We start from the raw sequence: 25,020 nt of genomic DNA on the forward strand, positions 1-25,020 counted from the left end.
TTTTAGCACTCACTCCTTTTTCATTACAAAATAAAAACATACTCGTTTGAGTATGCTTCTTCGTCCTTAAATTTCTTCAATTGTCCCAAACAACATTTTGACTTCTTGAATCTTATCAGATGAACCTATTTCAACTTTGAACTCCAACGTGTCACCGGTATTCAATTCCGCTATATATTTCAGCGGAGTGTTATTTTGAAATTTCAGTGTAGCTGTTGCGCCTGTGCTATCTCTGAACCCACCAACTGCCGCGCACGCTTCTTCGTCCGCTTTTTCACCGTTTTTGTACGGTTTGACATAAATATAACCTGTTTTGTCGTTACCGCGCATTTTAATAGAGAAATCGAATAACAGTTTACATTGTTTCGTAGCTGTGAATACTCCGCCGTTCAGCGTTACTGCACGCGTGCCTTGAAAGCCCATCGAAGTTCCAAATGTAATTGTCGTTTGGTTTATTGTATCCACTCCAAGTGATGTACCTTTACTGAAATACTCTTTGTAGCGGTCTAGCTCTTTCGTTTTAGCTACTGCTGCTAAATAGGTAGCGTCCGTTTTAGCGACTACATAGTCACTTGGTTTGTCACTTAACGTGTATTCTAGGTTCACGTAGTCGATGATAACTTTAGGTTGTGGTAACGAATCGCTTACGGTGCTGCCACGCAACCAATACAAGATCGTTCCGTCGTCGTTGATACGTCTAGCGCAAGCATAGTTGTTGCTACTGTAAAACTCGGCCTGTGCAAACTCGGTTATTTCTCCGATGTCTTTCGTTTGACGTGTGTCGATTGCGTCTACGTTTGACAATGAACTTCCGATTTGAATATTGCCGTTCGTGCCTTCTCCGCGTGCCCATACATTGAATTTCAACTCTTGTATTTTTGCTTTTAGAACATCAACTTTTTGTTTCGTTGTTGTTAGTCCTTTGAATAGGTGCGGATGTTCTTTTTCGATTGCGGTTACTAAGTCAAATTTGTACTTGGCTTGTCCGACATAACCAGTTGTCGCTTCTGGTCTAAGTATACTTGCTAGTCCGTCGCCTTCGTTTTGTGTTTTGTTGTACATGTCGGCGTCTGCTTCGTATGTGATTTCGCTCATGTTCGTAGCTTGCGCGCTAGTGGATTTCAAATATACTGCGTGCGGACAAAGATCGTTATTGCCACGTGTTTTAAATTTGAAGTCCATTACACCTTTAATCGTTGCGGAATCATCCGACAAGATTTGTGTGAGATTGTCTTTCGTTACGTCTCTTTCGATTGGTGTTAGGAAGTCGTCAGAACTTAGATTTAATGTGTAATCTAGGCGTGCGTAGTCGACTTCTTGCTTGACTGTTACATTTGTTTCGCTCGCTTGGATTGTCCGAGTTCTTGCGCGGAAAATGATAGAACCGTCGTCTTGTACACGTGCGCGCGTGTATAAGTTTTGTACTAGTTGATCGTACACTTTTTCAGTTACGGCGCTTTCGTTGTAACTTCCTTTTTTCACTTCTGCGCCCCACACGTCGCCTTGCGCCACACTGATATAACATTCGCTGTTTGTGTTTTTAGAGTGAATTGTTAACACAGCACTCTCAATATAGTTACGGATTTTCATTACTTTCTCGCCTTGCGTTAGGCAGTCGTCAAAGAAAGAAGGAAAGTCTTTTGTAATTTGTGATATTAAATCGAACTTGAATGCCATCGTTCCGGTTTGTCCTGCTGTGTTTGTGGCTGTTCCAAGTACATTTCCATCTAACGATTTTACTCTATCGTAAGAAGCTTGCGAACATTCGTAGGCGACGAAACATTTGCTTGGTGCTTGGTTTGCATGTTCGTACGCAATAGCATAATTCGCGCATTTATGTGGATTTGGATGTACTTTCTGCGCTACTTTACCCGCGAAGTCTGCCATACCACCGGCAACAATTGGCTTATTTGCTAGATAGCCCGGCAAGTCCGTTTCTTTCATTACGTCCGCCGCTGTTACCTCGGCTAGAATTTGATCCGCGGTACTTTGTACGGTGTTTAGTCGTCCGTCGATTATGTTTGCTTTGCCTTCTAGTGTTGCGGTACGTTGCTCGACGTTTTCTAGTGCGTCTTGAATGCCGTCAACGTCTACCAGTTCGGTATAGTTCCATACGTATTTAGTAGGGTCGTTGCTGTCTAAGATTCCTAGTCCTTTGTAGGTTGGCACGTCGATTGGCGTACTTGCTTCGCCTTTTTCGATTTTTAACCACTCAACTTCACATTGTCCAATGCTACCTTGTGGTGTTTGATAAATACTAAAAATGTTAGTTACACCAGCTTTTATATGAGCGTCCGTCACTGTAAAAGTGATCTTCCACAGATTAGGCACTCCCTCTACGGGTTTAAAATCGCCGATACCTATACTACCATTAAGCAGATAGCCGGAAAATTTTTGTGTTGATGGTTTTGTGCCTTTTAATGTAGCTGTGTATTTTTTACCTGCTTGATAGTTTTTGACGTTGTTGCCTAGATAAACGTTATATGAGCTAGTTCGGATAGGGAAAACTTTTTTCGGATCGGCAATGTTCTCATTAGGATATTCGCGACACATGTTATAAGGTTCTGCCAATAAGTTTGGTTGGAATGGCGTTGCTTGGTCGCTTGTGGAATTTACTCTTTCGATTTTGATGTTGTAGCCGATTTGTATTCTACCTGTAACAGGCGTATTTACCCATAACTGCGCGTACGGCGCAGGGTTGCCGTCTGGGAAATCCTCGGGCACTTTAAATGCGACCTTCATTGTTTGCCATTTGTTGCGGCACGCTTCGGTCGGATTAATTTTTTTAATCCCTTTTATTTCGCCATTAACAAATGTTTTATAAGCTTCAAACGAAACAAATTTAAAGTCTCCGGAAAAATCTTGACTAACAAACACAGGCACAGAAAGCAAATAGGTTGCGCCTTTTTCTAAACGTGGCACGTTTGGAATATAAACATTGCGAGACGTTCCTGCAGCGGAAGGATCGTTGCAATCTATAGCGAAATAAGGCCCGCCATCTTTCACATAAGCAGGCGGCTTTGTAAACGCCGTACTTGCTCCGCTTAGTTTGGAAAAATCTAAATTAAGCGTTAAGTTAGGACGCCCGCTGTAGTCGTAACCTTCGAAGTCTAATGTATCGATATACATTTCGCGCAGTCTTTCTAGTTGCCCGATTTCTGCTTCTAGTCCGTCAATACGATCCATTGCGCCGTCAACTGCTTTGTTTGCGTCTTTTGCCGCTTGTTGCAAGTTTTTAATTTCGGTGTCTAGTCCTTCGATTACTTTGTTCGCTTCTAAGCTTGCCGCTGCTAGCAATTGTTTGAAATCTTCGATGAAATAATCTGCTTTGTCTTGCGCTAGTCCGTCGATTGCTGAACGTTTCATACGGAAAGTAAAACCTAGGTTGTCGCTTGTCGATCCGTCTGGATACTCGATATAGACATAGGCTTCTACCATGCCGTTATAAGCTTTCATCGCTTCCGGCAAGATATACGCGACGTGTCCATTCAAGAAACTTTCAGTGATGAGGTTTTTCGTGATGAAAGGGATTGGCTCTTTCTTGATTGTTCCATCTACTTCGTCATAGATAAGCATCAATAAGCGCAAGTTAGCGCCTAGCAAGTCTGCCGGTGTGCCGTCCTGTTGCATGACGTTAAACTCTAGTGCTATTTGGTTATCGTATGATTTAAACACAAGGCCTGTTGCTTGTAAATCGAAGTCTTTCGGTTGTGTAGGTACTTTGATAGGCCCTTTTTTAATGATATGTGCCATTATTTCACGCCCTCTATTCTAATGATTTGAATTTCCGCATTTGTGTTTTTGTAGTAGTTCATTTTTTCAGTGATCGCTACTTGCGCAGAACGCACAATTTTATAGCGTGTATCCGTCACGCGTTCTAGTTTCAATTCGTACAATTCTAGGCCGCCTGCGTCGTCGTATAGGTTGCTAAACATGACAACCGGAGAAGTCACGTTGTTTGCCTCGTACACCTGACCGCCCCAACCTTGAATGTGAATGCGGATAGAAGTGTAGTGTTTCATGCTATCGTTTAAGTCGATCGTTGTACCTACGCCGTGTTTTTCACCTTTGAATAGTTCGAAGGTTGTCACGACTTTTCGGAAGCCCGGACTGTTATATCCGTTATCATCGTTATGCGTGCGCGCGATGTAGATGTTTCCGCCGTAACCGTCCGAAGCCCAAATCAACTTACGCTCATTATGTTCTTGCATGACACCTAGTAACATGATCGAACCATCGCCGAACATTGTTATCTGCCCGTTTTTGTACCATTGATTAGTGGTAGCGTAAAAGCCCGGTGGAACGTCGTATACGTTAGTATACTTCCAGCCTAGCTCATTATCCTTCAAAGCAATACCACGCGCGTTCATTGCGATTTCAGGAGTACAAAAACCGGCATTTAACGGTGTAGCGTCCACGTGTGCTTGCTGTGGTGTGCCGTCGAAATGAATTTCTAATTGTTGTAAAATCCATTTGACAGATTCTTGCAATTTTTCAACTTCTTTTTCCACTGATTAAACCTCCTAATACGTGAAATTGCGGTTAGTGTAATGCCCCACACCTTGTACTTTAATCGTACGTTTTGCCGTATCAATTTGTACGTTTGCGAACCCCGCTTCATTCGCTGTGTTGTATTCCTCTTCGGAAGGAAAGGCTTTTGTTCCTACAATGATTGGCGTTGTACCTAGATATTTCACTGTTTCATAGTGCCAGTGCCCCGCAAAGATTGCCGCAACTGTTCCGCGTCCTTTTGTTGCGAAGTTGTAAGTCTTTTGTCCCATAGGACTCGGGTTGTAACCGTTCATTGTATTGTAATCAATAGTTACGCTTGCTCCTTGTTTGAAGCCGTCTAGTAAGGTTCCTAGTTTCGTCACGTTTGCTACGTCATTTTCTCTTTCCATAGGCACGTGGCACACGATAACAACGTGATAGCTTCTGTCAAGTTGTTCTAACCATTGTCCAAAGGCATGCAATTGGTTTTGCCCTAGTTTTCCATGAGGAAACTCAGCACCGTTGTAATATCCAGAAAACTCGATGAATTTTCCTTGTGAGTTCGTATGATCTTCGAAGTCATCGGTATCGATACGGTAAATCGCAACTTTTTTGTTAGGGAACAAATTAGGGCCGTAACGGCTATCATATGCTACGGCAATATCCGATCCTGTCAACGAATCGAGCCGTGAACGTCCGTCGTTTGCGTATGGGATTTTACCTGTTTCGTGGTTACCACGGCAAAGAATGATCGGAACTTCTGCGCCTGCTGTCGCTACGCTAGCAAAGCGTTTCAACACGTGTAAGTTCTTCGCGCGTCTTTCTTGTTCGGTATAAGGATAAATACCCGACGCTGTTCCTCCACTGTATCCATCAATATTATCCCCGCCGTATACCATCGCGTCCGTAAAGGTTTCTAGCGTTCTAAATTGCCCGACGATATTCCAGCGGCGTTCCATCTTGTCTTTTTGGTCAAAGTGATCGGCAAATTGTTGGTGTGAATCGACATGAATATCTGTCATGAATCCCATGTTAAACTTAGTTTTGTCTGCTTGCGCGATCACTGTATCTAAGTTAGTAGGACGAACCCAGTTATAAGCGCCTCTGTCGTAGAAAAGTTTGTCTCTTTTGATTGGCACTTGTTCTGCACCTTTAGGAACATTGAATGTTTTATTTTGAATGTCGTCTAAGCGAGCGGCTAAACTGTCATAATCTCCTTTTGCTTCATTCAAAATGTTAATGATCGTACCACCTGGATCGATATTTTCCAGTATTTCACGATTATCTTCTAACCACTGCTCCCAGTCACTTTTTCCCTGGTTCATGTAATCTTTGAATTTTCTTAGTAATTCCTCAAAAGTCCACACGTAGCCAGAATCCCGTAACTGACTTCTAGATAGTCCAGAAATAACCCGATAAGTAAAATCCTGCGTGCTAAATTGTTCACTCCAAGTACCATCACCGTTAAGTGAGCGGAAACTGAAATGTGCAGTGTTTTCACCACCCCATTGCCAGTCAGGCTCACTTAACGTATAGACAAGCCTTGCTTGTGATGGACTATATTCTTGTACTTTTTGTTCCACAGGTTGGTTTTCACTAAATTTTGTTGTGTTAACAAAAAAAGGCACTAGACCATCAAATGTTTTCAACATTCCATGTTCTACTACCTCTACAACGAGCTTTTGAGTTAAAACGTCTCCTTGCCGAACTTGAATCATGCCCACATAATTATAGGGTTCTGTTGTACTTAATATAAAGTTCCATTTCGCCATTAAATCTCCTCCCTATTTTGGCGGTATGACAATAGAAGAAATTGCACTTGCACTATAATACTGACGATCTAACTTTCCACAAATCATACCTAACTCTGTATTTTGTTCATAAGTTTGCATACGACCATTAGCTAAGCCTCGGATCACGCCAGTATGCCCATAAGTTCCATCTGCAAACCATGAACCCACTTGTCCACCTCTTGCCCAATTAATAATTGCGCCAACTACTAATTGATCATATCTAGGATTTTGAATCACTTTCCAACCAACAGCAGACCAATCATAGGCAATACCAATATCAGATGCTGCAGAAGTATTTCCTATCACATGAGTTAAACCATATTTTGTTCCAGCACCCATGCCACAACCACCCAGATATCCTGAATATTCTGCAGACAAGCCATAACACTGACCATTACCAATTCGTTGTCCAATCAAAGACTCTAAATGTTTTAGTCCTGCTTCTCCAGTAGCTCCTCCTGGTTTTAAATTTTTAAACTTGTTATACCAGTTCACTGCATAATCTTGTCGTTCAGGATGTGTTGCTGCCGGACGTTCATAGTTCCGTTCAAAAGCGTATGCTGCTTGTCTTGGATCAGTACAAGCCTTAAATCCATCAAACGTCATAGGTTCTACCACACCCATCCATTGCCCGTTTGTAAATGTCCAAATAAGCAATCGAACTTGTGCATCTAAGCTCGTTATTGGTTCTTTAATCCCCGCAGCATTAAATAAATTTTGAACATATACTTTTCCATCCCATGTGGCTGGTCCAACAAGAGGATATGCAGAACCATCCCACTGTACAATTCCGTAAGCAGGTCCTCCAATCTGTACAGTATCAGGATCAAAAGTTCCTCCTGTCTCTTGTTGAATATTCCCCAAGATTCCGCATGCAGATTGTTTTGTAAATCCGTTATTACACAAGATATCGTAAATTCGCCATGCTCTTTTTTCTGCATCTGTTTTTAATTCACTAGGATATCCACCAGTAGATTCTCCGCCTCCAGATGGACCACCATTCTGTCCTGGTATTACTTCTTCTCCCTTAACAGTAAGCTTGCCTTGTACATCTAAGTCTCCAAAATAAATTGCTTTACCATTTCCTAATAAAACTAATCCTTTACCGACTTTAGGAGAAATCAAAATATATTTGCCGTCTCCATTTGTACGAATAACTAAAGAATTATCTTCAATAGGTGTGGGAGTAGAAGCTCCAGGAAAAGGATTACCAGCAGAATCAGTTGTTCCAATCGTTCCAATTGAACTATTAGAATTCCAAAACTCCATTCCTTTTTTAGTTAACTCCATTATTTTCTTTTTGTTATTCCAAATTTGAAGTAGTCCATTAACTAATTTCAATACATCTCCAGTCTTGTTAAAAGAATTTTGAAAGATATCTGCTTTGATTAATCCAGTTTGTATAAAATTGGCATTAAATATACTATCTAATGTCCAAGCTGAATTAAAAGGCCCCCGCCATCCTTTCTTAGAAAAAGCAATCCCATTTTTATTCATTCTTAGTACTTCTCTTGCCTTTTCTAAATCTGGATTATCCATAATAAAGATGTTGGAAGGTTTTTCTTTTGGCCATAAAACTACATATCCTCCTGCACTGCCTTGACCTGTAATCATTGAAGAAACATAATCATTAAAATCACTCATATAATTATTCGTTGCATAATCTTTTAATTTATCCTGAATAGTTACAGCTTGTTGCTGATAAAAAGCAACTTGAATGTCTCCTGCTTCTAATTTCAAAGTTTTTTCAGATAAAGAATCGTATTGTAGTCCACTAACCTTTGATTCAAGATAAATATTATATTTTTTATGATATATTTTAAATGTATCAAACAGACCATAATTTCTAATCTTCGCAAATTCTTTCGCTTCTTCACTATCAGTCAACTTATCAAATTCAACCGTAATAGAAACTTTAGGCTTATCACAGCCAGGATTGATCGTTTTAAAGTAATTTTTAGCTATTTTATTTAAGCTCTTAATGTCTTTTACTCCTTGTTCTTCTGTAAACTGAACATGTTCTGTATAGACATCAGGATAGTTATTAATATAGGCACTATCTACTGGCGAACCATAAATTCGATTAGTCGTACCTACCTCACTTTGAGGATCAGCATATGGAATAATTCTTGTTTTTATACCTGTCCAATCTAATTTGACCTTCAAACCAGACATATCTTTTCCATACCGAATCGTTCCAACATTATTGCGACCTCTTCGCTTTAACAAAGAAAGCTTAAATGGTTCACGTTTAATTTCTCCGCCCCAATATTGAAGCAATGATCCTTGTTCACCAGCAATACAATTTAAAACATTTCTCGCTTCAAAGATTGTGCTAGAAACAGCCGTAATATCAGAATAAAGTCGTATGTCAGATTTTTTATCCATTTTGGTTTCAATAATTGATATCGCTTCTTGACCAGTTTTAGAGTCCACTTCCGCAAGAGTGACTACCCGTCTTCCAAGTCGATTTGTACGACTCTGAGCATAAATAGTTACTGTATTTAAAAAAGTATCTATATCTTTATCATCAATAAAAAAGATATGATACTCTTCTTGATCGTTTGGCTTTGCTTTTATTTGATAGTCATTTTCAAAATATTCATCAAATCTAGTTCCTAAAGGATAATCCAACTCTAATTCATATTTTCCATTAGCTACTTCATATATTTCACATCTTGTACAATCCTTTAAAATTCCTAAGCCATTCGTTGAGAAATCTGTTTCAGTAGGACTATATATTCTTGGTTTCATACTTTTCTCCACCACCTAGGCATTATTTCAAATGAATGAATATTTTTCGTCCATTTAATTTCATTTTTTCCAGGATATAAAAATGGAAAATCTAAAAATAAAGTGACCTGATCCTGATGTTCTAAATTACCATCTAATTTTCGATAAGCCTCTTCTAATTTAGAATCTATAAATAATTCTCTGTCCAACGATTTCAAATCATATTTATCCTTATTAATATAAAAAGAAGCATCTCCAGAACCACTCAATTTAATAAGCGGTTTTGAAGAATACTTCTCTGGGTTATAAATTTCAAAAGTTTCTGTTTGTCGAATAGTAAATCTACCATTGTAATTTTCCTTAAATGGTCGAATACTCACTGTAAATTCAAAAGGGACAATATTTCCTGTTTTTCTTGTTCCTTTAAATTCAGGTCCTTCTATTACTACAGCTTGATAAATATATTGTTCATCATAGTAAAGAATAAAATCACTATAAGACGACATATCTAACCATTCAGTGATTCGATCTTCCCACTCCTGCACCATATCAATTGAAGGTGCTTTATAGTAACACTCAATCTTTCTAGTCACATTTTTGTAATAGCCTTTATCAATAATGATAGAATCATTTCCTTCTCGCTCTCTCAATTCAATTACTCGACTAGCTGAAACAGAAGCAGGCCTGTTTTGAATATACACATTAAATTCAGAAGAATAATGTTGATTAATAAAAAATTGTCCTCTCTTAAGTTGCATATAATGTTCCTCCTACTGCACCAGCATCTCGTTTCATTTGTCTTGTCAATTCTGTTTTAATTTTTGTAGTAATCTTTCGAACCATTGAATCAGGTAAATCTCCATAAACATTTAAATGTAAATGAATTTCTTTTGTTTCACTAGCAGATATATTTTGCTTTGTTTGTGTAATTGGTAGGTGACTTATTCCATTTACTACAGGTTGAACAGACGGTGTTTTTACTAAATTTGTCATGGTTTGATCTAACTTACTTTGCTCTTTATCAATACCAACGATAATACCTTGAACAATATTTTTACCAACCATATCACGCATCCATCTTGATGGAGAATGAATATCTAAAGCTCCTTTAATCCAATTTTTGATATTACCTGCAATACCTTTGATAGTATCTTTCAAAGCATTCCACTTTTCTTTTACACCATTTATAAGTCCATCAATGATGTTCTTACCGATTTCAAATAAATTGACTTCCCTTAACGAATTAAAGATTTCTTTTACCCGATTAATAGTATTTGAAACACCATTTTTTAGATTTGTCCATGCATTTTCAGCAGAATTAACAATTCCAGTAATAATATTCCAGAAAGAGTCCTTAATGTTATTCCATGTATTGATCATGGTATTTTTTATAGAAATCCACGTATTGTATGCCGTATCTTTAATATTTTTCCAAGTATCTTTGAAAAACTGTTTAATATTATTCCAAGTAGTAATGGCATTATATTTTAAATCGATCCAAGTTTGAATAATAGAAAACTTCAATTCAATCCATTTCTGAATTGCAAAATATTTTATATCAATCCAAAGATTAATAAAAAAATACTTTATGTTTAACCAAATCGATTTAGCTTGATTTACCACTTCATTCCAAATATTTATCAATGTAAGCTTGAACCCTGTCCAAATATTGAGTGCAGCAAAATAAATATTTGTAAAATAACTTACAAATATATTCTTTATAGATTCCCAAATATTTATGGCACTTTCTTTAATATTATTCCAAACAGCAATCATATTATTTTTTGTTTCTTCCCATCCACCAGAAATCATGGAGGTAATAAACAAAACCGGCGTAAGTATAACATTTTTTAAAATCTCAAAGACGTTTTTACCAATCTCAACTAAATTATTCCATAAGGTCTCTAGATAAAAAGTAACATGTAAAAATGCATTCTTTATACCTGTAATCAATGGACCAGCAACTGACATAATAGAACCTTTAATTTCATTCCATTTTTCTCTGGCTGAATCTTTTATACTTTGCCAAGTATCAGAAAACCATTTCTTCATATTAGACCATGCATTTTTTACACTATCGACTGCATTTCTTGAAGTCTCTACTGTTTTATCAAATAAACCTGTGGCCCCATCCTTAATACCTTTCCAGGTGTTAGAAAACCATTCCTTTGTTCCTGACCAAGCATCTTTGACACCCTCAACTGCATTTGATGCCATTTCTTTAGCAGAATTCCAAGTATCAATTCCCCAGTCCTTTATATTTTTTAATACACCAATTACGGAATCTTTCACATCATTCCAAATAGATATAACCTTGTTTCTAAACTCTTCATTGGTTGCCATAAAGTAACCGAAAACAGCTATTGCACCAACGACTGCACCAATAATTAAAACAAATGGATTAGCAGCAGCTATTGCCCCCATAATCTTTAATGAATTTCCAACGCCAATTATGGCATTCTTAAAATTATTGAAGCTTTTTATTATTGCTGGTATACCTTTAAGTTGAAACATTAACGCTCCAAAAGCGGTAGCTGCAGGAACAAGAAAGGGCATCATGAATTTCAAAGCAGAACCAAATTTTTGAATTTCGTTAAATAAATTACTTAAAAATGATACTGCTGTAGGAATATTTGCAGCAATTACTTTTAAGAACGATTCCATTGAACTGCCCACTTTATCAATAATTCCCTTAAATCCACCTAAATCTGAATCTACTAATGCTTTATTTAATCCTTCTATTACTTCACCAACGCCACGTGTAACGGCTGTTTTTGCATTTTGTATAGAGGTTTTAATTCCCTTAGTAGAATCTTTAGCGATTTGACTTAATGATTTAAGTCCTCCGCCACCTTTGGTATCCATTTCTATTAATTGATTTTGGAATTCTTCAACAGAAATCTTACCTTGAGATAAACCTTCTTTCAGATCTCCCATTGTAATTCCCATCTTTTTAGCAATGGCAGAAAGAGTAGGTCCAAGTTGAGCGTTGATCATTGAGTTCCAAGTTTGTGCGTCTACTTTTCCGTTTGAGAAACTTTGAGATAATTGAATAACAGCTTCATTAACTTGATCAGTTGAACCACCGAAACCAAGAATTCCATCATTTAAAGCTTTAAATATTTGAGTTGAACGAGTTAAATCACCTGTAGAAGAAGCAAGAAGTTGAACATGACTTATCGCATCATTCAAAGCAGTAGGAAGTCCTTGAATACCTTGAGATAAAAGCCCATTCTTTCCGATATTCTTCATAATTTCTGAATTACTAAATCCCATATTTTGGAAATTTCGTAGAGCGTTATTCATCGTATCTACTCGATCAACCGCTCCACTTATGGAACCCTTGATTAGATCAAAGCCAGCTCCTACGATTCTAGTTACTCCGCTAGCTAGAAAACTTCCAGCAAATATTTTCCAAATACTACCTAATGAACTGCCACTATTTCTACTTTTTCTTTCGATTGTTTCATCAAAAGAGTTCAACTTTTTGACAGCATTATTCATACCGGCAGTAAAACCAGATTCATCTAGTATCATCTTCAGAATTAGGTCATCGTTATTCAAAGTATCACCTCCTAAAATTGGGTGAAATTATCGTAGTACTCAACATCCTCATGCTCTTTTACTGCATCTCGAAAAGCAAAAAGACGCATTAACTCGTCAAAGTCAGTACGTTCAATTTCTGGTAACGTCCAACCTGCTTCGAGTAATTGCGTCTTTAAATCTAATTCTCGATAAGTAATCGAATGTTTAAAAAAAGGATATTTGAGAGCTTCGCTTACTTTTTTTTCGTTTCTGTATAAGTTTCATCAAAGCCTGCAGTAACAGATTTTAATAACTTACCTGTCAACGAAGCAATTTCTCGAGCATCGATCCCTTGACGATAATCTTCACCAGTAAACTGTCCTTCAAACAAAGTATCTGCAATAAATGAATAAGCTCGACTTAATGCTTCTGATACTGATTTTCCATCTACAGCATTTTGCATTCCCTCCATTACTTCTGCTGCTTCTTCTACGACTGGGCCTGGTAGAAATTCAGCAGATTTAAATTGTACTTGCTCATATTTACCTTCTTCATCTTTTTTCGTTAATTTAATCGTTGTTTGATATTTTGACATTATTCTGTACCTCCTGAAAGTTCTGCTTCTTCAATTGGAATTGCTACTTTTGTAAACCAATTTTCGATCATTGCTTTATCCACGCCTTCATCATCTTCATCAACTGAATACATATATCCAAGTCCTGGTACATCTACAAATGAACCCTTCCAAGTTGGATGAGTAAAACTTACTTTACTTCCTTCAATCGTTGATGTTTCATCTGAATCTAGAGCAAACTGTCCTTTATAAAAGACCGTATAACGGTATTTCCCATTCGATTTTTTACGTCTATATGCAAACGCACCATCTTGCGCAATATCTTCTCCAGAACGCAAGGCACCACCTTTAACAATTTTCCCTCCAGTAATTGTAGATAAAACTTTATGAGTATATCCATTTGCTTCCAGTTCAACTTCTGCACCACCAAAAGCTGTAAATTGATCTTGAACCACTGAATCCCCATAATCTTGTGTGGTTTCATAATTAGCTGTTGGTTTGATACTTACTGCTGTTCCCATTGTCAACGCAGTATCGTATACCGGAAAATTCCCTGTCTCATCTTTCAAAGGAAACCAAGTAGGTTTTTCGACAGAAATAATTCCGGTTTTACTTCTTTTTTCTCCCATTTATTTTTCACTCCATTCAATATATTGTGGAAATTCTAATGTAAAACGAATATGTTGAACACCATCTGTTTCATCAGGTAAATAGGCTTTTGGAAATAATATTTGCTCATCGATTGTAATCGTATTAAAAAAAGTCCCACAACGTGAGACTAATTCATTAATTAAATTTCTATTAGGTTTATTATCAATCAATGCAATATCAATTAAGAAAGAAACATTTTGAATATCAATTCCTACATTTTCAGTTCCAGATTCCATTACTGATAAAACGAAATAAAAATCTTTAGTTGACTGCATAACTGAATCAAGATATATTGTCCCATCAGGATAGATTTCTTTTAATTTGCTACTGATTGCAGCAATGATTTTATCTTTCATGTTACTTTCCTTTCTTAACGATTTTTATTGCCATTTGTTTAAATCTTCGAGGAATATAAGACATATTTGCAAGATTCGTTGCACGAGTTAACATGAATTTCCCTTTGACAAAGCCACCATTTTTAGTCCTACGACCTTCTTCTACATATTTAAAATAATGTTCATTGTTTATAACTGCTCCAACAATTCGACCGCTTGATAGTTTTCTAGCTTTTACTACACGATATCCTCGCCTTAAATTACCTGATTTTACAGGAGTTAATGGTTTAGCTAAACTAACGACTTTATTCATTGAATCGTTAACGAAGGATATTCCTTCTTTTTGAGCAATTACAGTCATATTTTTAAAATTCTCAATGATCTTTTCTGCATTTGATTCATATTTGAGATTACCCATTTTTCTCACTTCCTATCAAATTCACTTCACAATGACTAGGATAGTAAAAAGGCTTAGTAGCAAATAGAGAAAAAATTAAGCCACTGGCCTTTTGAGTTATTGTTATTCGATCTCCTTTTTTTAGTTTAATCTTAGGATGAACAAATAATTTATATGTGTCAGTTGAAACATTTACCATCTCTCCACCTTCTATGACTGCTAGTCCATCGATTTGACCTTGTGAAAGAGCGCAAGAAATAGGATTATCATATACTTTTTTGTAATCTTGAATAGTAATATTTGTATTAGAATCTTCAATGTCCGTCAGTCTTTCAATAATACAACTATCTTCATAAGTAGTTTCTAAAATATCTGCTTCATTCATTAAAAAAACTCCAATCCTCCACAACCAATAACTCTTCGTATCAAATCACCATAGCCTAGAAGTAACTCACTAACATCATTTGTTGTTGAAGCATAACTAATCGTTGTATCGCCACGTCTAACTGAAGATACTGTTTTTTCTGATTCATTTTTTATTATTTTATACAACACTTCACTAATCACGCTTTTTAACTTTTCCCATGAAATATCATTTTTACAAGTGTTGTATGATTCAATTTCTAGCAAAATTATTTCTAATAAATTAGTTATGCGTTCTTCACTCAAATCTGGAAAATCTTCTTTTGTAGACTCAATGATTTCCGTTTTTAGCGATTCATCCATCAGATCACTTCCTAAATTTCATTAACATCAATTGCATCTTCCAAAATTGCAATTGCTTCTTTATCATCTATAGAAATGATAAATTCGTTATTTGAATCTGCTGTGATAAATCTACGAGTTTTAGGATGAACAAACCCAACAAAATTTTTAGTTTTACCTACTCTATATTTCACGACTTCATCTTTTTTAGTTTCATCTTTTTTTACCACTGTAATTCCTCCTATCAAAAAAGGGAGTACTAACTCCCTTTTATTCAGACTTTAAATTTAAAATTGCCCCAGAGTTTGAAGCATTGTATTCAAGAGAGTATTCACCTACAAGACCGATACGTCTAGAATCCGTTGTTTTTGCAAGTTCTTCTGCTCTCCATTCACGTAATGGACGTAGTTTCACATAATTAGTATCGATTGCGGCAATTGTTCCTTTTGGCAATGATGGTTCTAGTAGAGCAATACCTGTACCGTAATTAGACACGATATTTCCAATTTGCAATCCAAAAGTTACTCTTTCCCCGAACTGAACAATTTTTGTTGATTTTCCATCTAACTCATCAGTCATTAACTCCTGCATATCTGGAGAAATCAAGCATAGTTTTTCTCCCATATAACCTTTTTCATACATCAATTTAAATAAAGTATCGATATCTTTTCTTGTTACTGCACCCGCAGTGGCTGTTTCTGCCTTATTTGCTGAATTGATCAAGTTCAAAATCCCATTCATTCGACGACCTTTAGAACCATTTTCATCAGCTTTTACACCAGTAATCAATTTTCGGTTCAAATCAATTTTCATTTCCATACCACGTAGTGCTACTTGGTTAGTTAATTCATTTCCGACTCCATTCACATTAATAGCATCTAATGTACCAGATACAGAGGTTGATTTTCTAAAAATTTCAGTATAGTTGTTAAACCAAGTTCGACCTGATTCAGCATCTGGATATTCTCCGCCCTCAAGTTTTTCAGAAGAATCATCGTTGTTGATATCATATTCACGCCATTTAATTTCTGTCGAGTTTGCTGGCTCAGTTTTTCCAGCACCAAGTAAATAGCTTAAAAAAGGTGTATTTGGTACTTGCATAGCATTAATCGCTGGTGAAATATCCAAATACTCTAAATTATTTAAAGATGTTTTTTTCATAATTTTTCACTCTCCTAGTTAAATTGTTGAAGAATTTGTCCTAATTGTTCTTCTGGATTTGTAAATGTTTCATTGTTCTGCTGAACTTGGTTATTCAATTGTTGAGTTCCACCAAATGCAGACTTCATTTGTAGTTCTTTTAATGCATCTGCATGTTTCTCATTAATTGCATTCAAAACACTTGTAAAACCTTCAACAGCATTCTTAGTGAAATCTGTATCCGAACTAACAAGATTATTTAGCATAAATTGAGAAATAGATTCTTTTAACTCTCCATCTAGTTCTAATCCAGCAATTTGTTCTGCAACAAATGCTTTATTATCACTTGTCACACGCAACGCTTTTTCTGCTTCAAATTCAGCTTGTAGTTTTTCCAGTTGAATTTGCTCAGGTGACTTGTTTTTCTTAGATTCCTCATATTCCTTGATGGTATCCTGTTTAATTTTATCTAAGTTATTTTGTTTCCAAGCTTCCAATTGTTTGTCGGCAACACTTTGAGATTGTGACTGAATAAATTTTTGAGCTTCTTCATTGGATTCCACAAAAGATTTGAAGTCATCAAAAGAAAACTTTTGATCGTCACCTTCGGCAAAGTATTGCAAATTCATTGGCATTAATGATTTGTGTTTCATGCTCATTCTCCTTTCGCCCCACGATTCGTTTTCACGCCCCGCATTGCTTTGAGTTTTAATAATTGCGCCCCACCATTCAACCAAGCCCAGTATTGCGCTAGTTTAACGTCATTTCGGACAAAATAAAAAAGCCTAATTACTAGACTTTCCTTTTTTGTAGTCAGTTCTAACAACAATACATCCCATCTTTTCATACCAATCAACTGTTTCTTTGAAATTTGGTAATGAATGAGATAATAATTGAATCGTTAAATTAACGGTATTCTTATCAACTGGAGTATTATCTTGATAATTAACAGTTTGATCGCCAATAACCACGTAGGCATAATTGCCATTCCAATTATCTCTCAAGCCATTAGGATGGTTCTCAGACTCAATAGCTGTTTTGTAGGCTTCTGCAATATCAGCATTTACATTAATTGTTAGTACTGCTTCAAAAAAATCTTTCATTCTACTTCCTCCGTTTCAAATTAATTCCAAAAGAATCATGTGCAAACTCATCTAATAAATCGCCAAATAAACGGTCATATTCTTCATCAATATCCTTTCCTAATTTTGGTAAATTAGGAACATCCGTACATCTACAACGACTATGGAAAGGTGCTCGATTTTCACCTATGACAGCATCTTTCAGTTTATAGGGATTCTTACTTGCCTTTCCTCCACAAATCCGGCAAACTCTCTCATCTTTTGCAGTCAATACGTTGTATTCCTCAATACCTGTTTCTAAATATGATTTTTCAATACCATCTTGTGCAAATTTTGCATACTCCGTTCGAACGAGATTTTCTATCGCTTTGTTATACTTTGATTCTTCTAACTTAAACATGTCACAAATTTCTGAGTCTAATCTCATGGTGTTTAATGCGTGTATAACGCCTTCTCCACTAGCAACACTTTTTACAATAGCATTAGAGAGTTTCTGTTCAAGCGATGAAATATTTCCCCAAAGTCTTCTTGAAAATGTCTTTCCTGACCATGGATAGTTCAAATAATGTTTAATTTCATTTTCTGGTAAATAATTTGGTATATCAACGTTTAAAAGTTGAACAAAAACATTAGCATTAGAAGAATATGTTCTTTGAAGAATTTCCTCTAAGCGATCAGAAAAATATTGATTCACATCTGCATCCATCGCATATTCTGCAAGAATTTTAAATACATCTGATCGTATTTGTAATAAGCGATTGACTTTTGCATAGTCAAATGGTGGAAAAAATTCATCGATAAACTCTTTGTATTTTGCATCATACATTTTTAATGACTTATAATTTTTTTCCACATATTCACGATATTTTTTCTGATTACTTGTACTATAAAACTCCATCATTTCTGGATAAGTGATATTGTGTAAGTCAGCTTGTGATAATAGTTTTGCTTGTATCTCTTTTAATGCTTCTGGAAATACACTAGATAACTTTTTAAGTGTTTGGTTTTCTAATTTGAGCCTTGCTTGATCCTCCAGTTCTCGACGTTTGGTCCAATACTTCGTTTCTATCATCATTATTGTCACCTCCGCCAAAATTGTATTCACTATCTGGATAAGCATTTCCACTTTCTAATTCCATCATCTCATTTTCATAATCAACATCTGTCACAAATGGTATTTGGCTTTGAATTGTTCGCTTAGATACATAAGGTGCTAGCTTAGGCAAAGCTTCAGCTAAATAGCTCAAATCAGTTGGTAAAGATCTAGAAAAAGTGAAAATAATTTTTTCTGGTTCAATGTCTACTTTGTCATTAAATTTAAGAAAAGCTGCAATTGTTTCTGCACACTCTTTCAGTCCTTCCCTGAAATATTGTTCTTTAGTGTTTGTTTTTGCTTCTAAACTAATGATCTGCCATTTACGTGCTTCTCCAGAACTATTTGATTTAAACACCTCATCATTAAAATCGATTGCTTTACAAATGGTATAGAATTGTTTTTTTAATAAATCCATATGATATTCATTGAAATCTTTTGCTAAATTTTTTGTGACATATTCCGCTTTTGCCGCAGGGTCTTTTAAGTTGATGATCCCTAGCTGATTCATCATTTCTTTAGCAGTGTCTTTGCTCATTGTCGTACCAGTAACAAGCATGTACGCAAGCTTAAATTGTTCGATTTCGTTTTGTTGATCAGACAAAGCACGATCAATTGCATCTCCAATTTCCTCGGCTACTTCAAAATCACAATAACGATTCGTATTATTTTTAAATTCGGATAAATTAATCACTTCTAAAGGATTTTTTGTTTCATCGATTTTTTTGAATGTTCCGTTAGTAATAAAATCTAAGTCACTATAACAAGCATATGTCGTAATTTCATTTCTAGTTATAACTTTCATTTCTTGGAAAAACTTTTTCTGATAAGAGTCATACTTTTCTTTAATATAGATTCCAGCATTTCCATATCTTTCAGCTCTCCAAGGTTCAATATTGCTTGCTCTTAACTCCCAACCGTGATCTCCTTCCACAGGCTCTAACAATCGGAAAGCTACTCCACAAGCTCCTTGAAAAGTTGCAGTTTCAGAATCAAGCATTGCGAATCTCATGGAATCAAGATTGCTTGTTAATTTGTTAAAAGCTTCTGGAACTGTTGGAAGTTCTATATCATTTTTTAAGAATTTATCTTTTAATCTTTGAATGAGTGTTCTTTTTTGTTCCGATACATCGTAATCCCATTTGATAGGTATACCAGTAAAATGATTGACTGCTTGGTCTACGACAATTGAATACATACCAGCATGAAGTTTATTATTAACTTTTACAATATCAGTGTTAGGCTTTGGTCTATTGTCTATTTCATTCTTTTCGCTAGTATAAGCTAGATATTTTCTTTCGCGATCAGCAAAAAATGGTTTCATATCTTCTATAAAACCATTCGGATCAAACATTCCATCTTCAATTTGTGTTGCATATTTAACACGTAGCTTCTTATATCTCTCTAAAGATAATACTGTACTAATCAAAAACTCACCTCCTAAAATTGAATAAATTGATAGTGACTTGGTGGCTCATAAAACGCTAAAGCCAGTGCGTCAGCAATATCGGGACTACCAATATTTCGCTTTTTCATATCATCTTTACTTTCTAAACGTATACGACTTCTACTTGTCATTTTGAATTTGCGAGTACTTAATTCTTTGATTAACGAACTATCAGAAGGCAATTCAATAACAGGCTGTTCTCCGTTAAGATTTGCTGTCATATTTTCTTCTAACATTTCCTTGATGTTTCCCCATAGTTGAGTACCTAAATTATCGTAAAAATCGTCTTCTGATGTTGAACCGTTATTCACTCCAAACACCTCAAAAGGATAATGCTTGTCTTCTATAAGTTCTTCTAGGCGGTCGGTTACACCACCTCCGACACCAGTGTCATCGACTTTAATCATCACTTTATCAATACTCGGATATTGACTCATTAGATTCTTGGCCATGTTGATGACATATCCTGTTGTTTCCATGGTGCTACGTTTTGAATACTTCTCATACTCCAATGCTCTGGTAGCAATTCTAGGAAAGAGAATCGTAGAATCATCACCATATCGAGCTACGTCAACGCCAATATGAGCAACCGTTGTTTTATTGACTAAAGAATCACTAATTTGTTTTTCTGTAGCCAATTCAACCGTTTCAAGACTGATAAATGAATCCAACGCACCTTTGGGAAATTCTCCAAAAATACGAACACGAGCAACATCACTTTCTTTTCCATATTTTTTAAGAATCATTTCTATATTGTCTTTGTTTGTACGTTTACTATCATAGCTTGATACTTTATGAACTCTGTATTTATCACGGTCTGAATTGTGGGAATCGTAAAAGACCCCTTCAATATTATTGGGGTTTCCACACATCAACAGCTTATTATCAAAACCTGATAGCGTACCAAGAATAGCTTCCATAATTGGATCAGACACACCAGAAGCTTCATCTACCACAATCAACATATGGTCCTCGTGAAAACCTTGCATATTTTCTGGTTTAGTCGCTGTTCTAGCCGTAGCAAACCAACGTTCTGAATCACCAACCATATAAATTTTAGTCTTTGTCCACTTCAATAAGTTCTTGATCAAGCTATCATTTAACCATTTAGCTACCTCTGCCCAAAGTACATCGTAAAGTTGCTTCATTGTCGGAGCTGTTGCTATTACTTTAGCGTAGGGTCGACACGTTAAGAACCAAAGTATTGCTCCTGCTTCTAATGCTGTTTTTCCAACTCCTTGACCAGAACGAACAGAAACCTTTGAAAATTCAGCTAAATCATTTAAAACATTTTCTTGCCATTCATCAGGATTCAAATGCAAAATATCTTGACAAAAAGCTACTGGTTTATCATAGTAATAATCAATGGCAGCACCAATATCAGCAAAAGGAATAAATTCATTATTCATTTTCTTTCACCGCCCGTTTATTTGCTGCATTTAAAACTGCTTGCTTCCATTCTTCCACTTCCTCGCCAGAATTATTACCGCCAATGTCAGCTTCTGCTTTTAATTTAATAATTTGTGCATCTATCAATTCTAATTTTTTCCGTCTCTCGTCTTTCTCATCAGCAATAGTCACAAATTGCTTTATAAGATTAGACAGCGTACTCATCGCTCTTGACTGTGCATTGAGGAAGTTTGCTTGTTTGTCCCATGCATATTGAATAGCATATTCTTCTGAGCTACCAGAATCACTTGAGGACCATTTTGAAACCTCTTTTGATAAGCTATCATCATAAGCCACATACATAATTTTTTGTGCTCTAATAATAGCTGTATACTGAATCATGATGTTATTCCAGATAATATCTTCTGGTTTAGAGGTTGCAACCTCATTCATAATTTCAAGCGTTTCAGAGGGTAACCAATTAGCAAAAAGCCCATGTTTTACAGCATTTTTATTTCTATCCGGCGCTCCTTTATTGTTAGGTATGGTTGCGTCCTTGGTTGCAAACTTTTCTTGCGACCAATAACGAGATTTCCATGACTTTACCGTACTAACTGATACACCGTATTTATCGGCTATTTCCCTGTATTTCAAGCCTTTTTCATAATCTTTTTTGGCTAATTCGTATTTTTTCACATGTGACACCACCTCGCTTTTTGCAACATTTGTTTTGTAAATTCAAAAATAAAAAGACCACTCAAAGAGTGATCTAATATGTAATGCACAGGCAGGGACGTTTCCGATCCTGTGCTTGAGTCATTTGACGATTCATTTGTACCGAATCCCAAAACTCAATCTAACCCAACCAATTATGTAATAGCAACCTACACCGATTCCATCGATTACTATCGACCTCGCCTTGCTCGTGTACTTTGAGCGCCCATTTCCAACCCTCAGTTACTAAAATCACTGGCAAGGAATCGAACATTGCATGGTCAAATCATAAAACGTTAAGGCTATCCCTCGACGTATTGACCTTATTTTTAAGCGTCTACCCTTTCCGCCACAGTGACATAATAACAATAGACAACAACGGATGATAGATAATAAGAACAATTTAGAAGGAGTTAAAATTCACATCCTTATTCTTAATATTTCCGCTGCTGTCTATCGAAGCTTAATTGTGAAACAATAATAAAACGATGTTCCTTTTATTATTATTTTGTCTTAGACCTATCACTAATCTTTCGACACTATCATAATATCACGTTAAACTGCTCAAAAACCCTACACTATCCCTACAAAAACCCTACAAAATCAACGATACTGAACTAACACGCCTTTTTTGTATGCTTCTGCAAATTCGATCAACGCAATGGATTTCAGCTTCTCTACATTCTTCTCTCCGTATCCTCGTATCAATTGACCTATTTCATAATTAGAGTGCTTATTTACGTCACAGAAGCTGTAGTAGAGTATCTGACGGCTAATCAGACTAAGCGCCATCAAAGCCGCTAGAATCGCATCTCTTTCCGCTTCTATATCCATCATCTGAATAATCGCGTCTTCTGCCTTATTGCCGTGCTTCGGTGCCTTCGGCATATCCGTTATAATCGGCGACTTAATATCTATCAAAGAGCGACCTGCCATCCGCTCCAAACGCCGAAAGTTCTTCAGCACATCTCTCGCATTACATCTTGTCTGTTTGAAATCTACCTCTCGTAACAATTGCATCAAGTCAAACCGCTCCTTTATGTGATATAATAAATGTGTTGGATTTATTGAATCAGTCGGAGCGATCCGGCTTTTTTATTTGTCATTGATTAGTTCAATATCCACCAATCTCGCCACTGCTAAATTCTCTTTGCTTTTCGCTAACCGCTTGTCACATTCCATCGTGTTTTCAATGCGAATGATTGCTGAGTGATTATAGACGTGTTCTACATATCCACGAAATGGATAGATGAATCCTTCTGCTTCGCAGCGAACCATGTCACCGACTTTGAATTTTGGTTTCTTACGTTTTTTAGGATTCTTTGTCGGCATATCTAGCATCAAACCGCCGATACCATGACTACTAGCGTAAAATCCGTCTTTTAGTTTCATCTCATTTCCTCCCATTTACGATCATCATTTAATATCGAAATTCCAAACTTACGAATAGTCTCACTCGCATCAGCAACACACTGACTTACTACTTTATATGCTTCTTCTACTGAAACTCCGTATTCTTTTTCAAACTTTGCCTTTAGTACATTCAGTTCCTGTTTTCTTAGTTTTGTTATTCTGCGGTGTCTGGTGTTCATTGTCAATCAACTCCCTAATCTGAAAGTGTTGTCTATACTTGATCTAAATTCTTTTAAGTGGTTCTCTACCACAGAATCAGTCACGTTAAAACGATCAATTAATACTGGAGCTGCCATATCTTTCAAATAACTTTGTCTGATGACTAATTCAGTGCCATCAGGAAGTTCTATGTTAACCTCCCGACCATTGATAATTGCTTGAATGCCCGCTTCACTTAGTGGTATTTCGTATTTCATTCCTCTTCCTCCAACACGATAACTAGCTCATCAGTATCTTCGCAACGTATTTCAAAAATATCTCTATGTGAAAAACGTCCAAAAACCTCTTCACGAGAATAATTAATGCACTCACCTTGATTAGCTGTACGAACCCAAAAAGCCGTTCCAGAACCAACCACATCTAGTAGATTTTTTACTGTTATATCCATCGCTGTTCCTCCAATCTAATTGCCGGTCCACAAGCAACCTCATTATTAAATCTATCAATATTCGTTTCCACACAATCAAGATGATCTTCTTTAACCTCTTGATTCATTTCGTAAGAATGACCTGACCAAGTGTTAAAGGAATCAAGCCAACCTTGTTCCTCGTTGTCAGTGGTAATGATGTATTTCATCTTATTCCTCCAATAACTCGCTATTCTCGTATATATTTCCGATGACTTCTTCTCTACCAGTCCACGCATAGCCATTACTTAATCCTGAAAGATACCACGCCGGCATTCCTCCAAAAAATGTTCCTCCATATTCCTCTAACCAAATTACTTCATGAGGACAACCTCTAGTACATCTGATGATATCGCCTTGGTAGACATCCACACCATTCTTGTCTTTCAGTCCTGTTGATTGCATGAGTTCAATTTGGTCAGTCACATCAATGGTGCTTTCCACTAACCCAATGTCCCCAGCGTAAATTTTTCCGCTTCTCAAATCTAAAACCAAATCACCATAATCAATAAATGACTGAGTTTTCTTATTCCATGCCCTGTACTTCAGTATCATTTGCTGTCCTCCAAATCACTCGACTTCACGAATACACCATCTACCATTTTCCCTGTGCGTCCTTTGATTTCGTTGTATGCCATTTCTAAACACTCTTGTACGTTTGTCCCTTTTTGCATAGAAAGGATAATCAGCGTGACGATAACGTCTCCTACGCTATCTTTAAATAGCTCATCATTACTTCTTGCCATTGCTGAAGCGATTTCTCCGAATTCCTCAGCTACTTTCAAAAATTGTGCTTTTGGATCTGCCTGGTTTAATCCCTTATCTTTTGCCCACTGCTCTACTTTTGTGATTAGTTCGTCCATTATTCATTCTCCTTTATATATTTAAGTTGGATAATACAACTTGTAACAAA

Annotated in this window: 28 protein-coding genes; all 28 read right to left on the bottom strand. The window is 36.5% G+C overall.

Going from position 1 to position 25,020, the window contains the following annotated elements; genetic code table 11:
* Window positions 1-66 precede the first annotated feature (66 nt).
* The 28 genes from IGL15_RS10200 to IGL15_RS10335 all read right to left on the bottom strand — a co-directional run bounded on the left by IGL15_RS10200 (window position 67) and on the right by IGL15_RS10335 (window position 24,970).
* A complete protein-coding gene (locus tag IGL15_RS10200; RefSeq protein WP_105173266.1) occupies window positions 67-3,753 on the bottom strand; it encodes a BppU family phage baseplate upper protein in 3,687 nt (1,228 codons plus the stop codon).
* Window positions 3,753-4,511, bottom strand: a complete 759-nt coding sequence (locus IGL15_RS10205) for a hypothetical protein (RefSeq protein ID WP_105173265.1) — start codon at window positions 4,509-4,511, stop codon at window positions 3,753-3,755. Before IGL15_RS10205 ends, IGL15_RS10200 begins: the two co-directional genes overlap by 1 nt.
* 12 nt (window positions 4,512-4,523) lie before the next feature.
* Window positions 4,524-6,263, bottom strand: a complete 1,740-nt coding sequence (locus tag IGL15_RS10210) for a BppU family phage baseplate upper protein (RefSeq protein ID WP_105173264.1) — start codon at window positions 6,261-6,263, stop codon at window positions 4,524-4,526.
* A gap of 12 nt (window positions 6,264-6,275) precedes the next feature.
* On the bottom strand, window positions 6,276-9,038 hold the full coding sequence (locus tag IGL15_RS10215; RefSeq protein ID WP_105173263.1) for a phage tail spike protein: 2,763 nt from the start codon (window positions 9,036-9,038) through the stop codon (window positions 6,276-6,278).
* Window positions 9,035-9,775, bottom strand: a complete 741-nt coding sequence (locus IGL15_RS10220; protein ID WP_002349898.1) for a tail protein — start codon at window positions 9,773-9,775, stop codon at window positions 9,035-9,037. Before IGL15_RS10220 ends, IGL15_RS10215 begins: the two co-directional genes overlap by 4 nt.
* Window positions 9,765-12,554 (bottom strand): phage tail protein, encoded by a 2,790-nt coding sequence (locus IGL15_RS10225; protein WP_104770622.1) that lies wholly within the window; start codon window positions 12,552-12,554, stop codon window positions 9,765-9,767. The genes IGL15_RS10220 and IGL15_RS10225 overlap by 11 nt, the downstream gene beginning before the upstream one ends.
* A gap of 241 nt (window positions 12,555-12,795) precedes the next feature.
* Entirely contained in the window at window positions 12,796-13,137 is a 342-nt protein-coding gene (gene gpG / locus IGL15_RS10230; RefSeq protein WP_104807054.1) for a phage tail assembly chaperone G, read from the bottom strand.
* The gene (locus tag IGL15_RS10235; RefSeq protein WP_081202093.1) at window positions 13,137-13,745 is read right to left on the bottom strand and encodes a major tail protein; all 609 of its coding nucleotides are present in this window, start codon (window positions 13,743-13,745) and stop codon (window positions 13,137-13,139) included. The genes gpG and IGL15_RS10235 overlap by 1 nt, the downstream gene beginning before the upstream one ends.
* Window positions 13,746-14,123, bottom strand: a complete 378-nt coding sequence (locus tag IGL15_RS10240; protein WP_081202091.1) for a phage tail terminator family protein — start codon at window positions 14,121-14,123, stop codon at window positions 13,746-13,748.
* Window position 14,124: 1 nt separating this feature from the next.
* Window positions 14,125-14,520 (bottom strand): HK97 gp10 family phage protein, encoded by a 396-nt coding sequence (locus IGL15_RS10245; RefSeq protein WP_081202089.1) that lies wholly within the window; start codon window positions 14,518-14,520, stop codon window positions 14,125-14,127.
* Complete coding sequence (locus tag IGL15_RS10250) at window positions 14,513-14,884, bottom strand: hypothetical protein (RefSeq protein ID WP_081202087.1); 372 nt, start codon at window positions 14,882-14,884, stop codon at window positions 14,513-14,515. The genes IGL15_RS10245 and IGL15_RS10250 overlap by 8 nt, the downstream gene beginning before the upstream one ends.
* Window positions 14,884-15,225, bottom strand: a complete 342-nt coding sequence (locus tag IGL15_RS10255) for a hypothetical protein (RefSeq protein ID WP_002298050.1) — start codon at window positions 15,223-15,225, stop codon at window positions 14,884-14,886. Before IGL15_RS10255 ends, IGL15_RS10250 begins: the two co-directional genes overlap by 1 nt.
* An 11-nt stretch (window positions 15,226-15,236) precedes the next feature.
* Window positions 15,237-15,452, bottom strand: a complete 216-nt coding sequence (locus tag IGL15_RS10260; protein WP_002311614.1) for a hypothetical protein — start codon at window positions 15,450-15,452, stop codon at window positions 15,237-15,239.
* Window positions 15,453-15,474: 22 nt separating this feature from the next.
* Window positions 15,475-16,365: an SU10 major capsid protein gene (locus IGL15_RS10265; protein ID WP_002312521.1), complete on the bottom strand. Its 891-nt coding sequence runs from the start codon at window positions 16,363-16,365 to the stop codon at window positions 15,475-15,477.
* A 14-nt stretch (window positions 16,366-16,379) separates the two neighbouring features.
* Complete coding sequence (locus tag IGL15_RS10270) at window positions 16,380-17,003, bottom strand: DUF4355 domain-containing protein (RefSeq protein ID WP_179293594.1); 624 nt, start codon at window positions 17,001-17,003, stop codon at window positions 16,380-16,382.
* Between the two features lie 126 nt (window positions 17,004-17,129).
* On the bottom strand, window positions 17,130-17,447 hold the full coding sequence (locus IGL15_RS10275) for a hypothetical protein (protein WP_096637974.1): 318 nt from the start codon (window positions 17,445-17,447) through the stop codon (window positions 17,130-17,132).
* A gap of 1 nt (window position 17,448) precedes the next feature.
* Window positions 17,449-18,501, bottom strand: coding sequence for a minor capsid protein (locus IGL15_RS10280; RefSeq protein ID WP_179293592.1), 1,053 nt, complete (start codon window positions 18,499-18,501; stop codon window positions 17,449-17,451).
* Complete coding sequence (locus IGL15_RS10285; RefSeq protein WP_096637975.1) at window positions 18,419-19,948, bottom strand: phage portal protein; 1,530 nt, start codon at window positions 19,946-19,948, stop codon at window positions 18,419-18,421. The genes IGL15_RS10280 and IGL15_RS10285 overlap by 83 nt, the downstream gene beginning before the upstream one ends.
* 11 nt (window positions 19,949-19,959) lie before the next feature.
* The gene (locus IGL15_RS10290; RefSeq protein ID WP_002317767.1) at window positions 19,960-21,375 is read right to left on the bottom strand and encodes a phage terminase large subunit; all 1,416 of its coding nucleotides are present in this window, start codon (window positions 21,373-21,375) and stop codon (window positions 19,960-19,962) included.
* Window positions 21,368-22,051, bottom strand: coding sequence for a phage terminase small subunit (gene terS, locus IGL15_RS10295; protein WP_240185691.1), 684 nt, complete (start codon window positions 22,049-22,051; stop codon window positions 21,368-21,370). The genes IGL15_RS10290 and terS overlap by 8 nt, the downstream gene beginning before the upstream one ends.
* Window positions 22,052-22,672: 621 nt before the next feature.
* Entirely contained in the window at window positions 22,673-23,089 is a 417-nt protein-coding gene (locus IGL15_RS10300; RefSeq protein ID WP_002318885.1) for an ArpU family phage packaging/lysis transcriptional regulator, read from the bottom strand.
* Between the two features lie 75 nt (window positions 23,090-23,164).
* Window positions 23,165-23,461 carry a hypothetical protein gene (locus IGL15_RS10305; RefSeq protein WP_104878824.1) on the bottom strand — a complete coding sequence of 99 codons (297 nt, stop codon included), beginning with the start codon at window positions 23,459-23,461 and terminating at the stop codon, window positions 23,165-23,167.
* Window positions 23,458-23,661 carry a toxin PIN gene (locus IGL15_RS10310; RefSeq protein ID WP_129153434.1) on the bottom strand — a complete coding sequence of 68 codons (204 nt, stop codon included), beginning with the start codon at window positions 23,659-23,661 and terminating at the stop codon, window positions 23,458-23,460. Before IGL15_RS10310 ends, IGL15_RS10305 begins: the two co-directional genes overlap by 4 nt.
* A gap of 6 nt (window positions 23,662-23,667) precedes the next feature.
* Window positions 23,668-23,898, bottom strand: a complete 231-nt coding sequence (locus IGL15_RS10315; RefSeq protein ID WP_002304474.1) for a hypothetical protein — start codon at window positions 23,896-23,898, stop codon at window positions 23,668-23,670.
* Window positions 23,895-24,089, bottom strand: a complete 195-nt coding sequence (locus IGL15_RS10320; RefSeq protein ID WP_438767512.1) for a hypothetical protein — start codon at window positions 24,087-24,089, stop codon at window positions 23,895-23,897. The genes IGL15_RS10315 and IGL15_RS10320 overlap by 4 nt, the downstream gene beginning before the upstream one ends.
* Entirely contained in the window at window positions 24,080-24,277 is a 198-nt protein-coding gene (locus IGL15_RS10325) for a hypothetical protein (protein ID WP_438767515.1), read from the bottom strand. Before IGL15_RS10325 ends, IGL15_RS10320 begins: the two co-directional genes overlap by 10 nt.
* Window position 24,278: 1 nt before the next feature.
* Window positions 24,279-24,662 carry a YopX family protein gene (locus IGL15_RS10330; protein WP_438767517.1) on the bottom strand — a complete coding sequence of 128 codons (384 nt, stop codon included), beginning with the start codon at window positions 24,660-24,662 and terminating at the stop codon, window positions 24,279-24,281.
* A complete protein-coding gene (locus IGL15_RS10335; RefSeq protein ID WP_104889539.1) occupies window positions 24,659-24,970 on the bottom strand; it encodes a MazG-like family protein in 312 nt (103 codons plus the stop codon). Before IGL15_RS10335 ends, IGL15_RS10330 begins: the two co-directional genes overlap by 4 nt.
* Window positions 24,971-25,020 lie beyond the last annotated feature (50 nt).

This window comes from Enterococcus sp. DIV0436a (assembly GCF_051711605.1).
GTDB classification, from domain to species: Bacteria; Bacillota; Bacilli; order Lactobacillales; family Enterococcaceae; genus Enterococcus_B; species Enterococcus_B faecium.

Coding starts and splice junctions, on each gene's coding strand:
- IGL15_RS10200 (WP_105173266.1), bottom strand. CDS start 3,753: ATGGCACATATCATTAAAAAAGGGCCTATCAAAGTACCTACACAACCG.
- IGL15_RS10210 (WP_105173264.1), bottom strand. CDS start 6,263: ATGGCGAAATGGAACTTTATATTAAGTACAACAGAACCCTATAATTAT.
- IGL15_RS10215 (WP_105173263.1), bottom strand. CDS start 9,038: ATGAAACCAAGAATATATAGTCCTACTGAAACAGATTTCTCAACGAAT.
- IGL15_RS10220 (WP_002349898.1), bottom strand. CDS start 9,775: ATGCAACTTAAGAGAGGACAATTTTTTATTAATCAACATTATTCTTCT.
- IGL15_RS10225 (WP_104770622.1), bottom strand. CDS start 12,554: ATGATACTAGATGAATCTGGTTTTACTGCCGGTATGAATAATGCTGTC.
- gpG (WP_104807054.1), bottom strand. CDS start 13,137: ATGTCAAAATATCAAACAACGATTAAATTAACGAAAAAAGATGAAGAA.
- IGL15_RS10235 (WP_081202093.1), bottom strand. CDS start 13,745: ATGGGAGAAAAAAGAAGTAAAACCGGAATTATTTCTGTCGAAAAACCT.
- IGL15_RS10240 (WP_081202091.1), bottom strand. CDS start 14,123: ATGAAAGATAAAATCATTGCTGCAATCAGTAGCAAATTAAAAGAAATC.
- IGL15_RS10245 (WP_081202089.1), bottom strand. CDS start 14,520: ATGGGTAATCTCAAATATGAATCAAATGCAGAAAAGATCATTGAGAAT.
- IGL15_RS10250 (WP_081202087.1), bottom strand. CDS start 14,884: ATGAATGAAGCAGATATTTTAGAAACTACTTATGAAGATAGTTGTATT.
- IGL15_RS10255 (WP_002298050.1), bottom strand. CDS start 15,225: ATGGATGAATCGCTAAAAACGGAAATCATTGAGTCTACAAAAGAAGAT.
- IGL15_RS10265 (WP_002312521.1), bottom strand. CDS start 16,365: ATGAAAAAAACATCTTTAAATAATTTAGAGTATTTGGATATTTCACCA.
- IGL15_RS10270 (WP_179293594.1), bottom strand. CDS start 17,003: ATGAGCATGAAACACAAATCATTAATGCCAATGAATTTGCAATACTTT.
- IGL15_RS10275 (WP_096637974.1), bottom strand. CDS start 17,447: ATGAAAGATTTTTTTGAAGCAGTACTAACAATTAATGTAAATGCTGAT.
- IGL15_RS10280 (WP_179293592.1), bottom strand. CDS start 18,501: ATGATGATAGAAACGAAGTATTGGACCAAACGTCGAGAACTGGAGGAT.
- IGL15_RS10290 (WP_002317767.1), bottom strand. CDS start 21,375: ATGAATAATGAATTTATTCCTTTTGCTGATATTGGTGCTGCCATTGAT.
- IGL15_RS10300 (WP_002318885.1), bottom strand. CDS start 23,089: ATGCAATTGTTACGAGAGGTAGATTTCAAACAGACAAGATGTAATGCG.
- IGL15_RS10305 (WP_104878824.1), bottom strand. CDS start 23,461: ATGAAACTAAAAGACGGATTTTACGCTAGTAGTCATGGTATCGGCGGT.
- IGL15_RS10310 (WP_129153434.1), bottom strand. CDS start 23,661: ATGAACACCAGACACCGCAGAATAACAAAACTAAGAAAACAGGAACTG.
- IGL15_RS10315 (WP_002304474.1), bottom strand. CDS start 23,898: ATGAAATACGAAATACCACTAAGTGAAGCGGGCATTCAAGCAATTATC.
- IGL15_RS10320 (WP_438767512.1), bottom strand. CDS start 24,089: ATGGATATAACAGTAAAAAATCTACTAGATGTGGTTGGTTCTGGAACG.
- IGL15_RS10325 (WP_438767515.1), bottom strand. CDS start 24,277: ATGAAATACATCATTACCACTGACAACGAGGAACAAGGTTGGCTTGAT.
- IGL15_RS10330 (WP_438767517.1), bottom strand. CDS start 24,662: ATGATACTGAAGTACAGGGCATGGAATAAGAAAACTCAGTCATTTATT.
- IGL15_RS10335 (WP_104889539.1), bottom strand. CDS start 24,970: ATGGACGAACTAATCACAAAAGTAGAGCAGTGGGCAAAAGATAAGGGA.